9 protein-coding genes are annotated in these 12503 nt (G+C 68.3%); all 9 read right to left on the bottom strand.

The window, feature by feature from the left end:
* Positions 1-50 precede the first annotated feature (50 nt).
* A complete protein-coding gene (locus tag N5J29_RS12985) occupies positions 51-794 on the bottom strand; it encodes an RNA polymerase sigma factor FliA (protein WP_053520064.1) in 744 nt (247 codons plus the stop codon).
* Positions 791-1678: a MinD/ParA family protein gene (locus tag N5J29_RS12990; RefSeq protein WP_053520065.1), complete on the bottom strand. Its 888-nt coding sequence runs from the start codon at positions 1676-1678 to the stop codon at positions 791-793. Before N5J29_RS12990 ends, N5J29_RS12985 begins: the two co-directional genes overlap by 4 nt.
* Positions 1665-3317, bottom strand: coding sequence for a flagellar biosynthesis protein FlhF (gene flhF, locus N5J29_RS12995; protein WP_164153068.1), 1653 nt, complete (start codon positions 3315-3317; stop codon positions 1665-1667). Before flhF ends, N5J29_RS12990 begins: the two co-directional genes overlap by 14 nt.
* A 145-nt stretch (positions 3318-3462) precedes the next feature.
* Positions 3463-5568 carry a flagellar biosynthesis protein FlhA gene (flhA, locus tag N5J29_RS13000; RefSeq protein WP_065176156.1) on the bottom strand — a complete coding sequence of 702 codons (2106 nt, stop codon included), beginning with the start codon at positions 5566-5568 and terminating at the stop codon, positions 3463-3465.
* Positions 5565-6695 carry a flagellar biosynthesis protein FlhB gene (gene flhB / locus N5J29_RS13005; RefSeq protein ID WP_053520068.1) on the bottom strand — a complete coding sequence of 377 codons (1131 nt, stop codon included), beginning with the start codon at positions 6693-6695 and terminating at the stop codon, positions 5565-5567. Before flhB ends, flhA begins: the two co-directional genes overlap by 4 nt.
* 84 nt (positions 6696-6779) lie before the next feature.
* The gene (locus N5J29_RS13010; RefSeq protein WP_164153027.1) at positions 6780-9014 is read right to left on the bottom strand and encodes a CocE/NonD family hydrolase; all 2235 of its coding nucleotides are present in this window, start codon (positions 9012-9014) and stop codon (positions 6780-6782) included.
* 72 nt (positions 9015-9086) lie between these two features.
* Positions 9087-11219: a bifunctional diguanylate cyclase/phosphodiesterase gene (locus N5J29_RS13015; protein WP_164153026.1), complete on the bottom strand. Its 2133-nt coding sequence runs from the start codon at positions 11217-11219 to the stop codon at positions 9087-9089.
* Positions 11220-11382: 163 nt separating this feature from the next.
* Positions 11383-12174 carry a flagellar biosynthetic protein FliR gene (gene fliR / locus N5J29_RS13020; RefSeq protein WP_053519606.1) on the bottom strand — a complete coding sequence of 264 codons (792 nt, stop codon included), beginning with the start codon at positions 12172-12174 and terminating at the stop codon, positions 11383-11385.
* Between the two features lie 13 nt (positions 12175-12187).
* A complete protein-coding gene (locus N5J29_RS13025; RefSeq protein WP_053519605.1) occupies positions 12188-12457 on the bottom strand; it encodes a flagellar biosynthetic protein FliQ in 270 nt (89 codons plus the stop codon).
* Between the last annotated feature and the right edge of the window lie 46 nt (positions 12458-12503).

Raw genomic sequence — 12503 nt, forward strand, 5'->3', positions numbered from 1 at the left:
TTCCTTTGTTGTTCAGTCGCCCGCGGTGGCCGTGGCCGCCGCAGGCATGTTCATTCTTCAAGCCCGGCATCCGCAGCCTCGAAGATCTTCAGCCGGCCGCGCAGGCGCAGCACGGCCTGGCCGTGGATCTGGCAGACGCGCGATTCGCTCACGCCGAGCACCGCGCCGATCTCCTTCAGGTTCAGCTCCTGCTCGTAGTACAGCGAGAGCACCAGCTGTTCGCGTTCGGGCAGATGGCCGATGGCCTTGCCCAGTTCGCGGCCGAATTCGCCACGTTCCAGGACCTGCTGCGGTGTGGGTCCGCCCTGGGCGACGGTGTCCAGCTCGCCCTGGTCTTCGATGCGCGACTCCAGGCTCAGCACCTGGCCGCGCGAGGCGTCCTCCATCAGCCGTAGGTATTCGGGCAGTGGCATGTCCATGGCCGCCGCCACCTCGGTGGCACTGGCTGCACGGCCCGTGGTCTGCTCCAGGCGGCGGATGGTGGCGGCCGCATCGCGGGCGCGCCGATGCACCGAGCGCGGTACCCAGTCGCCACGGCGGATCTCGTCGATCATCGAGCCGCGGATGCGGATCGAGGCATAGGTCTCGAACGAGGCACCCTGGTCGGCGTCGTAGCTGCGCGAGGCTTCGATCAGGCCCATCATGCCGGCCTGGATCAGGTCGTCCACTTCGACGCTGGCCGGCAGGCGTGCGGCCAGGTGATGGGCGATGCGCCGCACCAGGTCCGAGTGCTGGGCGATGACCTCGGTCGCCGCCGAGCGCTGGACTTCCCTGTACTGGGCCGCGCCTTTCATGCTGCCACCCCGCGTTGCTTGAGGATGCGCTCGAGGAAGAATTCAACGCCACCGCGTGGCTCGGTGGGGGCCTGCCAGCGGGCGGTGCGACGGGCGATCTCGGTGATCGCCAGCGCCGCCGGGCTTGATGGATAGGCCTTCACCACCGGCTGCTGGCGCTGCACCGACAGGCGCAGCCAGTCATCCTGCGGCACGCAGCCCAGGTAGTTCAGCGAGACATCGGCAAGGAACTTCTCGCAGACCCGGGTCAGCTTTTCATACAGCACGCGGCCCTCGTTGGGGTCGCGCACCATGTTGGCCACCACCTGGATGCGGTCCACGCCGCGCTCGCGCGACAGCACCTTGATCAGTGCGTAGGCGTCGGTGATCGAGGCCGGCTCGTCGCAGACCACGACAACGGTGTCCTGTGCGGCCTGGCAGAAGGTCAGTACGCCATCGGTGATGCCGGCGGCGGTGTCCACCACCATGATGTCCAGCTCGCGTTCCAGTTCGGAGAACACGTTCACCAGGCCGATGTGCTCGGCCGGGGCCAGCTCGGCCATGTGCCGCCGACCGGACGCGGCCGGCACCACCAGCACGCCGTTCGGACCTTCGACGATCACGTCTTCCAGCGAGCAGCGGCCGGCGACCAGATCCGCCAGGGTGTGGGTGGGATTCAGCCCCAGGATCACGTCGATGTTGGCCAGGCCCAGGTCGGCGTCGAGCAGCAGCGTGCGCTTGCCCATGCCGGCCAGCGCCACGGCCAGGTTGGCCGAGACGTTGGTCTTGCCGACGCCGCCCTTGCCGCCGGTCACGGCGATGGTGCGCACAGGGCCGAGCGGCTCGCTGCGGGTGGCCGACAGCGGGAAGGTCTTGGTCAGCTTGGCGTACTCACGCGACGGCATGGTTCAACTCCGGGTTGCAGGGCATATCGGCCGCTCGGCGCAAATCTTCAAGGCGAAGTACAAGATTGGCCGCACTGGCCCGGTGCAGGTCGTCCGGAACGTCCTGGCCATCGGTCACCCAGGTGATCGGCAGCGCGTGGTCCACCGCGACCGACAGGGCGTTGCCGAAGCGGCCGGTCTCATCCAGCTTGCTCAGCACCAGGCCCTGCAGGTTGGCCGCGCCGAAGCGGCGCACCACCTCGTCCATGTCGCCGAAGCTGGTATTGGCCGGCAACACCAGCAGGGTGCGGACCTGGCGGGCGGCACGCAGCCACTGCAGCTGGGCGGCCAGGGCGCGGTCGCGCGGGCCCAGGCCGGCGGTATCGATCAGCACCAGCTTGTAGTCCTTCAGGCGCTCCAGCAGCTGGTCCAGGTCGGTACCGCTGTTGGCTTCATGCACCGCGATGCCGAGCTGGCGGCCATAGCCGTACAGCTGCTCGCGGGCACCGATGCGCAGTGTGTCGGTGGTGACCAGGGCCACATCGCGCGGCGCGTGCTTCTCGGCGAAGCGCGAGGCGAGCTTGGCGATGGTGGTGGTCTTGCCGGCCCCGGTCGGACCGACCAGAGCGATCACGCCGCCTTCTTCCAGCGGATCGACCGGCGCGATCGGCAGCCTGCGCGAGATCAGGCCCAGCATCAGCCCGCGGCCCCGGTGGGCTTCGGTTTCCAGCGGTATCTGCATGGCCACATCGCGGGCCAGCCCGGCATCGAATCCGTACTCGTCCATCAGGTCCAGGGCGGTCGCCCGCACCGGGCAGCCGCGCAGGCGCTCGTCGGTGAAGCGGTTCATCTCGCGCTCGATGACCTGGCGCATGCCGGCCACTTCGTGGCGCAGCTGGCGGATCTCGGCATCGTCCTGTGCAACCACCGTCAGTACCGGCGCCGGGGCAAGGAGCGGCGCCGGGGCCGGCGCGGTCTCCGCTTCAGCGGCAGCGGCAGGGGCTGGCGTGGTCTCGGCAACGTCCTGCGCGTACGGCGGTTCGGGGTGCACGGCCTCGGCTTGCGCCGTGGCCGCAGCGGTGATCGGCAGCGGCGGCGGCAGCACTGCCGGCGCGGGGGATTCGTGATGCTCGTCCTGCGGCGGGTCGATCAGGAAACGGGCGCGGTTGGCGGGCGCCGGTGCGGGAGCCAAGACGGCGCTCGCGAACGGCGCGAAGATCTGCTCCGGCAGTGCCGGATCGTTGACGGTGGCACGCGCCAGGGTGGCAGCGAAGCCGGAACTGCCGCGGGTGGGCACGATCTCGTCCGCACTGTCCAGCGTGCGGCCGGTGGCACCGACGGCCGCGCGGGCGAGGGCGGCCACGGCCGATGTGGTGGCCGTCACCGGCTGCTGGGCCGGTGTCGCGGAGCGGCGACGGGTGACCGCGGCGATCACTGCATCCGCGGCGGTGCGCGGTTTCGGCGGCGGCGGAGCTACGTCGCGCCGCGAGGCTTCCAGCGCGCGTTGCACCGCGCTCTCGTCATAGTTGGCTGCGGCGACGATCTCGACGCCTTCCTCGATCCGGCGGTTGGACAGGATCACAGCATCGGGACCATGTTCCTTGCGCACCAGGTTCATGGCCGAGCGCATGTCGGCGGCGACGAATCGTTTGATTTTCATGCTGTGGTCACGGGACGGGGACGGCGGGGTGGGGGTGGGAGAACGCGGGTGGTCGGTGGTCTGCACGGAACGGGTTCCCCTTGGCATCTGTCTGTTGCGGTGGTTCGAAGGTGGTGTCTGTTTTCTGACGCATCGGTGGGCGGCGTCAGCTGATCGTTCCGACCAGCTTCAGGCGCTTGTCCTCCGGCACTTCGCTGTACGCCAGTACCGACAGCGACGGAACGCTGTGACGGACCAGGCGTGCCAACGCGGCACGTACCGGGCCGGGAACCAGCACGACCGCGGGCTCGTTGCGGGCTTCCTGCTTGCTGACACATTCGGCCAGACTCTGATGCAGTCGCTCGGCAAGCCCGGGTTCCAGCGCGGCGCCGTTGCCCTGCGTGGACTCCTGCAAGACACGTTCCAATTGCGGGTTGAGGGTGAACACCGGCAGCTCCGCCGACATTCCGGCGATCTCCTGCACGATGAAGCGGCCGAGCGCGGTGCGCACTGCGGCGGTGAGCGTGGCCGGGTCCTGGCTGGACGGCGCGTGCTCCACCAGTGCTTCGGCGATCTTGCGCAGCTGGCGGATCGGAATGCGTTCCACCAGCAGGTTCTGCAGCACCCGCACCACGGCCGACAACGGCAGCGCCTTGGGCGTCAGATCTTCGACGAGCTTGGGTGCGCTCTTGGCGAGGTTGGCCAGCAGGTGCTGCACCTCTTCGTGGCCCAGCAGCTCCGGCGCATGCTCGCGGATCAGGTGGGAAAGATGGGTGGCGACCACGGTGGCCGGGTCGACCACGGTGTAGCCCATGGTTTCGGCCTGGGCGCGCTGGTGCGGCTGGATCCAGGTAGCGTCCAGGCCGAAGGCGGGATCCTTGCCGGCGATGCCGTCCAGCGGGCCGAGCGCACTGCCGGGGTCCAGCGCCAGTTCGCGGTCGGGATGGATCTCGGCGGTTGCCACCGGCACGCCATGCACCAGCACGCGGTAGCCGTTGGCCGGCAGTTCCAGGTTGTCGCGGATGTGCACGGATGGAATCAGGAATCCCACGTCCTGGGTCAGCTTGCGCCGCACGCCCTTGATGCGTGCCATGAGTTCGCCGCCCTGATTGCTGTCCACCAGCGGAATCAGCCGGTAACCGACCTCCAGCCCCAGCGGGTCGACCGGGCGCAGTTCGTCCCAGCTCAGTTCTGCGGTGGGGGCCGGCGCCGCCGGTCGGCCCAGCGCACTGACCGCGCCGGGGTCGCTGCCGGCAGCGTCGCTCGGGGCCGGGGCCTGTCCCTTCCGGTACAGCTTCCAGGCGATGAAGCCGAGAATGGAGGCAAGCGTCAGGAAAGCGACGTTGGGCATGCCGGGCACCAGGCCGACCAGGCCGATGATGCCGGCCGTGATGGCCAGGGCACGGTACTGGCCGAACACCTGGCCGGTCATCGCCTGTGCCATGTCCTGCGAGCGCGAGGCACGGGTGACCAGCATCGCCACTGCGCTGGAAACCAGCAGGGCCGGCAGCTGCGCCACCAGACCGTCACCGATGGACAGCAGGGTGTAGGTCGCAGCGGCATCGCCGAACGGCATGCCATGCTGCAGCACGCCCACGGCGAGGCCACCGAGCATGTTGATGAACAGGATCAGGATGCCGGCAATCGCATCACCCCGGATGAACTTGCTGGCGCCGTCCATCGCGCCATAGAAGTCGGCTTCCTCGCGGACCTCCTCGCGGCGCAGCTTGGCTTCTTCGCGCGTCAGCAGGCCGGCGTTGAGATCGGCATCGATGGCCATCTGCTTGCCGGGCATGGCGTCGAGGATGAAGCGCGCGGTCACTTCCGAGACACGGCCGGCGCCCTTGGTGATGACCACGAAGTTGATGATGGTCAGGATGGCGAACACCACGATGCCGACCGCATAGTTGCCGCCGATCACGAATTCACCGAACGCCGCGATGACCTTGCCAGCCGCGTCGTGGCCATTCTGGCCATTGAGCAGGATGACGCGGGTGGAGGCCACGTTCAGTGCCAGCCGCAGCATGGTGGTGACCAGCAGCACGATCGGGAAGATGGTGAAATCCAGCGGGCGCTTCACGTACACCACCGCCAACAGCACCATCAGCGAGATGGCGATGTTGAAGGTGAACAGCGCATCGAGCACGGGCGCCGCCAGCGGCACCACCACCATCGCCAGCAGCGCCAGCACGATCAGCGGTGCGCCGAGGCCTTGGCGGATCATCTCCAGCAGCCGGCGGGTGTTGAATCCGGACGAGGCCTGCGCGCTCATGCCCGGCCTCCCTTGCCGAATTCATCCACCTCGATGTGCGGGGCGCCCGGCATCGGGCCGGTGCGCCAGGCGCGCAGCTGGTAGACGTAGGACAGGACCTGGGCCACGGCCGAATACAGTCTCACGGGGATTTCCTTTCCGAGTTGGCCTTCCCGATACAAGGCGCGTGCCAAAGGCGGGGCGGAGACGATGGCGACCTTGTTGCCATCGGCGACTTCACGGATGCGCAGGGCGGTCTCGTCCACGCCCAGCGCCACCACGGTGGGCGCGTTCATGGCGCCGCCCTCGTACTTCAGAGCCACGGCGTAGTGGGTCGGGTTGACCACCACCACGTCTGCGGTGGGCACCGCTTCCATCATCCGGCGGTTGGCCATCTGCTGCTGGAGCTGGCGGATGCGGCCCTTCACCTCCGGGCTGCCTTCGCTTTCCTTCATTTCCCGCCGCAGTTCCTCGCGGGTCATCTTCAGCTTGCGCATCCAGTTCCAGCGCTGGTACGGCGCGTCGATCGCCGCCAGCACCAGCATTGCCCCGGCGGTGGCCAGCAGCAGTCGCAGGGTGAAGCCCAGGCCATCGGTGATGGCGGTTTCCAGTGGGTGGTGGATCAACCCGCGCAGGGTGTCGAAGCCGCTCCACACCACCAGTCCGGCGGCGACGCCCACGAACGCCACGCGCAGCAGTGACTTGGTGAATTCAGCGATGGCTTCCGGCCCGTACAGACGTTTGAGGCCGGTCAGCGGGTTCAGCCGATTGATGTCGGGCATCATCGCTTTGGCCGACCAGCGCAATCCGCCCATCACCAGCGGGGCGACGAAGCTGGCCAGCAGGCAGACCAGCACCAGCGGGGTGATCACCAGCATGAACTGCAGCAGCAGGTCGCCAAAGTGGCCGAACAGTTCCTTCGGGTTCTGCCGCAGCCCCTGCTCGGGACTCAACGCCTGTTTCATCCATTGCGTGGCACCACGGCCGATCGAGCCGCCCATGGCCATCACCGCCAGCACGCCGCCACCGAACACCGCGGCGGTCCCCAGTTCGCGGGAACGCGGCAGGTTGCCCTGTTCCCGGGCCTCGCGCAGGCGTTTTTCGGTGGGTTGTTCGGTCTTTTCGCCGGCGGATTCGTTCTCGGACATCACGGGCACTGCGGCAGGGGATGCCGGGCTGCCTGCAAGAACTGTTCCGCGGCGCGTGGTTCACCGCCGGGGCAACGCCCGACGCTAGCCGGGCAGGGCCGGCCGCAGCGGGATGCTCAGCGTGCTGTCGCTGTGCCAGTCCACCTGCAGGGGCTCACCGGCATCGGCGGCTGACTCGTCGCTGACATCGCGTCCGGTGCCGTGGTTCACCTGGTGCATGGCGTCCTTGAGCACGTCCACCTTCACCAGCAGCCGGCTGCCCGCGCCCACACGGCGGGCGACCATGCGGGTGCGATCGAAGGGCAGGTCGGTCCATCGCCCCGGCACCAGCAGCTGCCGCGTGGTCGGGTCGCGTACGTGGCTGGCCCGGCCGACGTAGTAGGACAGCTGCATCCGGCGCCCATCGGGCAGCAGCTCGTACAGGGTGACCGTGAAGTCCATGTCGCGCTTGTTGATGCGGACCTTCAGATCGCCCGAGAAGCGTCCGATCAGGTCCATCGGTGCTGGGAAGGGCTCGGAGAGGAAGGTCAGTGCCGTGTCCGGCTCGTCCCCGGCGGCCACGATCGGGAACGGATAGTAGCCATGCCGGACCTCCGTGCGGTCAGCGAGGTCCACCGTCTGCCGCAGTGTTCCCGGCGTTGGCCGCTGTTCCTGCAACGGGTGATGGTCGCCCTCAGCGGCTGCCGACAGGTAGTACGTGCGGTGGCCGCCCGCAGCGGCATCAAGGGTGGCTGCATGCCCCCAGGTGTTGCTGCCCATCAGCTGGAAGTTGACCTGGTCGGCCAGAAGCGCCGGGCGCGGGGCACCGCGAAGTACGTGGTCCAGCCACTGGAAGGTCAGCGCAGGCGTATCGAACTGCGCGACCGGGTCCACCGTGTAGCCGCGCAGCTGCATCGGCTTGCTGGCGGCCTGGGCACCGCCGTGGTCATACGGCCCGATCAGCAGGACATGATCGGCGTCCGGCCGGTAGCGCATGTGATCGGTGAAGTACTGCAACGCGGAAATCTGGCCGTCGTCGTAGTAGCCGGTAATGGTCAGCACCGGAATGCGGATGTCCCTGAAGTCTTCGGCGTACGGCACCATGGCCTGCCAGTAACCATCATAGGCCGGGTGGGCGAGCCAGCGCTGCAGCCAGGGATTGGGGGTGCCATCGATCTGGTCGATCTGCCGGTACGGCCGGCCGGAGGCATACCAGCGGCCGGGCAGCTGTGACCACCGGTCCTGCTGCCCATAGGTGTCGGTATCCAGCATCGGGCCATTGGCCACGTAGAAGGCCCAGCCGTAGTTGGCGCTGAGGAATACGTTGTTCTCCATCGGCAGGCCCTGGCCCGGAATGGCAGCCACGTAGGGCACGATGGTCTTCAGTGCCGGATGGTGATGGCGCGCTGCCGCCCATGCGGTGAATCCTTCATAGCTGCCGCCATACATGGCGACCCGACCGTCGCTCCAGGGCTGGCGGCTGACCCAGTCGATCGCGGCATTGGCGTCCACCCCGTCGTGTTCGTAGGGGGCGATGGTGCCGGTACCCTGACCTTTTCCGCGTGCGTCGACCACGATGCCGGCGTAGCCGTGGGCTGCGGCCAGCAGCATCTTCAGACGGTTCTTGGGTGGGTCGGTGTAGATGGTGAACAGCATGGCCGTCGGCAGCGGCGCGGACGCGCTGCGGGGCCGTGCCAGCTGTGCGGACAGCACCACCCCTTCGGCCACGGGGATACGCAATCCGCTGTCGATCACGAAGCGGCGTTGCTGTTCTGCGTCAAGCAGTGCAGGGGCGAGTGCCGCAGCCAGGGTCTGCGCGCGCAACACAGCCTGCAGACGCACCAGCTCCAGCGCGGCTGACTGCGGCACGGTGGCGGCATCGGCCTGTGCCGCAAGCGCCTGCGTCAGCTGCGCCTGTACCGCAGCGGGAGGCAAGGCAAGCGCTGCATCGGCCTGCACGGCGGCAACATCATCCAGGCCAGCAAAGGCCGAATGGAAGGCGCGCGAATACGCTTCCGCATCCCGCGCGCCAGTGCTTGCCAGCAGCATCGGCATCCAGCGCTGGGCCGCCGCGCCATCGCCGGCAGCGGCCAGCGTCGCGCGCAGCTTCTCGATCATGGCGCGTGCCTCGGCGTAGCGACCCGTGGCCAGCAGCGCATGGCAGCGCTGTGCATCGGTCAGCGTTGCCGACTGCAACACCTCCGTACCCAGCGCCTGCAGTGCCGTATCCACCTGTGCTGGCGGCGCATCGCGGGGCAGCGACCACCGCAGATCGCTGGCGGCCACGCGGGTGCAGGTGAGCGCCAGCAGCAGGCCAGCAAGAAGAGCGCGTAAGGTCACGGGGTGTTCCTTGCAATGGCGGGCGCGTGGCCATCATACGGTGGGTGGCCGCCCGCCGCGGAGAGTCCGACGTTACCCCGGCGGGGCCGGTGGGGGCGGGGTCTGCGCCAGCTCCACCCGTGGCCGCGGCAGGTCGTGCAGTTGCATGAAACGGCCCGCATCGACCGGGCGGCCGAGCAGGTAGCCCTGCAGGTAATCGCACCCCAGCCGCTCAAGGTAGGCACGCTGGGCAGCCGTTTCCACGCCCTCGGCAACAATGTCCATGTCCAGTGCATGGCCCAGCGCCACGATCGCCGATACGATCACCACGTCCTCCGCGCTGTGTTCGAGATCGCGCACGAAGGCGTGGTCGATCTTGATCTTGGTGGCCGGCAGGCGCTTGAGGTACAGAAGACTGGAGTAGCCGGTGCCGAAATCGTCGATGGAGATGCCGACCCCCAGCACCGACAACGCCTGCAGCAGCCGCAAACTGGTGTCGGTGTCGCGCATCACGGTGCTTTCGGTGATCTCCAGCACCAGGTTGCGCGGCGTCATGCGATGCCGCTCGATCACGTCGCGCACATCGCGCAGCAGGTGCGGCGAGCTGAACTGGACCGGCGACAGGTTGACCGATATCGACCAGCCCTCGTGGCCGGCGTCGTGCCAGTGCCGCAGTTGCAGGCACGCCTGGTCCAGCGCCCAGCGGCCGATCTCGTTGATCGCGCCGCTGCGCTCGGCCAGGCGGATGAAGCGATCCGGTGGAATCAGGCCCTGTTCCGGATGACGCCAGCGGATCAGCGCCTCGGCGCCGGCGACCTTCTGGGTGGCCACGCGGATCTTCGGCTGGTAGTGCAGGAACAGCTGTTCGCTGCCGATCGCCCGGCGCAGGTCGGCCAGCAGGCGGAACTGCTGTTCGGCGCTGTCGTTCATCCAATCCGCAAACAGGACAAAGGAGTTTCGGCCGGATTCCTTGGCCTGGTACATCGCAGCGTCGGCGAAGGCCATCAGCTGGCGTTCGCTGGCGGCGTGGTCGGGGCAGATGGCGATGCCGATGCTGGCAGTCACCTGCAGTTCGTTGTCGGGCAGCAGCGGGCCGCTTCCCACCGCCTGCAGGATGCGCCGGGCCAGGGTCGGTAGATCCTCGTCATGGTCGATGCGCACCACCAGCACGAACTCGTCGCCGCCCAGCCGCGCCAGCAGGTCGTTCGGCCGCAGCAGCTGGCGGGTGCGCTCGGCGACGGCCACCAGCAGGGCATCGCCGGCCTGGTGGCCATAGGCATCGTTGACCTGCTTGAAGCCATCCAGGTCCATGAACATCACCGCGAAGCGGCTGCCGCCCTGTTCGGCTTCGGCCAGTGACTGCACGATGCGCCGTTGCAGCAGCAGCCGGTTCGGAAGGCGGGTCAAGGGGTCGTGCAGCGCGGCCTGGGTCAATTCCTCCTGCGCATCCGTCAGCGAGGTGCTCAGCATCGCGTTGCGAAGGCGCAGCAGCTGCGCTTCCACCCGCTGGTCCAGCCAGGACACCACCAGCACCACCGCCAGGATCGCGACGGTCAGCACCACCACCAGCATCGCCAGCCAGGTGCTCTGCAGGCCATCGCCCACCGCAGCGCCGCAGATGCTGCCCTGTGGAAAGCGTGCGGCGGCCATGCCGGTGTAGTGCATGCCCACGATGGCCAGACCGAGCAGGCCGGCGGCGGCCAGCCGGTCACCGACCCGGGTGCGCTGCGCGCGCAGGCGGAAGGCGACGTAGAGGGCGGTCCAGGATGCAGCGACCGCAACCAGCAGCGACAGCAGCAGCCAGCCCGTGTGGTAGTCGATGCCGGGTTGCATGCGCATCGCGGCCATGCCGACGTAATGCATGCCGGCAATGCCGGTGCCCATCAGCAAGGCGCCCCCTGCCAGGCGGGGATGTGGCAGGGTGGGCAGCGAGACCAGCCAGAGCGCGAACACCGACGAGGCGATGGCCAGGGCGAGCGACAGCAGGGTGATCGGCAGGTCGTAGCCCAGCGGAATGGGCAGGTCGAAGGCCAGCATGCCGATGAAGTGCATCGACCAGATGCCCAGGCCCATCGCGAAGCCGCCACCGAGCCGCCACCACCAGGTCGCGCCCCTGCCGGGTGCAGTGACCGTGCGTCCGGCCATCGCCAATGCCGTGTAGGAAGCCATCACGGCCACCAACAGCGAGACTGCCACCAGCCATGCGTTGTACGTGCCTACCAGCATTCGTCAGTCTCCCGGACCTGCCTGTCGACGGAAACTACGGTGGGGCATGCATGTGGCAGGCAGCCAGAAGCGGCCGCCAGGTGCGGCATCCCCCCGGTTGCCGCGTATTCACTCTAACGCGCGTCCCCGGGGGGACGGCAAGCAGCAAAGCGTGATGGAAGCGTCAGTGTGTGACCGCGTCCGCAGCCTGGAACGCCGCATCGAACAGTCGTTGCACCGGGGGCCCCATTTCGCCGGCCAGCAGGACCAGCAGGAACAGGCCCAGCAGCAGCGACACCGGCAGGCCGAGCTGGATCGGATTGAGCGCAGGTGCCGCACGGGCGAGCACGCCGAACGCCAGGTTCACCGCCAGCATCGCCACCGTCAACGGAATGGCCAGCGTCAACGCACCGCGCAGCACGGTCAGCAGGAACGTCGGGGCGATGCTGAAGAACGCGTGCGGATCGGGCAGCGGCGCACCGATCGGCAGTGCCCGGTAGCTGTCCACGACCAGCGAGATCAGCGCGAGGTGGCCGTTCGCGGTGAAGAACAGCAGGCCGAACAACAGGTAGAACCACTGCCCGATCACGCCGGAGGTGCCGCCGCGCAGGGGGTCGCTCATCTGCGCGAACGCCAGGCCGGTGCCCTGTGCCACCAGTTCGCCGGCCATCGCGCCAGCTTCGAACACCAGCCGCAGCAGGAAGCCGATGGCCACGCCGATGGCCAGCTCACGGGCGATGGTCAGCACGGTGGCCGCATCGAAGCCGGTCCACTCCGGCACGGGCGGCAGCAGCGGGGCGAGCGCGATGGCGAGGGTACCGGCCAGTACCACGCGGATCCGCGCCGGCACCGCACGGGTGCCGACCATGGGCATGGCCATGGCTACCGCGCCGATGCGCAGCATCGTCCACAGCACGGTGCCGATCATGCCGAAGGCCTGCAGGCCGTCGGCAGCCATCTGGGTGGCGGCATCCATCGCGGTGCGCGTCCTAGCCGATCAGGTGCGGAATGCGCTGGAACAGCAGCGTGGTGTATTCGACCAGATGGCCGATCAGCAGGCTGCCCAGGGCGAACAGCACGGCGGTCAACGCTGCCGCCTTGGCGACGAAGGCGATGGTGGGCTCATTGAGCTGGGTCGCGGCCTGCACGACACCGACCACCACACCTACCACCAGTACGGTCAGCAGCAGCGGGCCAGCCACCCACAGTACGGCAATCAGGCCGCCACGCAGTTCGGTCAGGGCAAGTTCGGGAGACATCGTCTTTCCATCGGTAGCGCCGGGTCCTGCCCGGCGGTGGTCAATG

Origin of the sequence: Stenotrophomonas sp. GD03680 (assembly GCF_029844625.1) — a bacterium.
Classification (GTDB): domain Bacteria; phylum Pseudomonadota; class Gammaproteobacteria; order Xanthomonadales; family Xanthomonadaceae; genus Stenotrophomonas; species Stenotrophomonas maltophilia_P.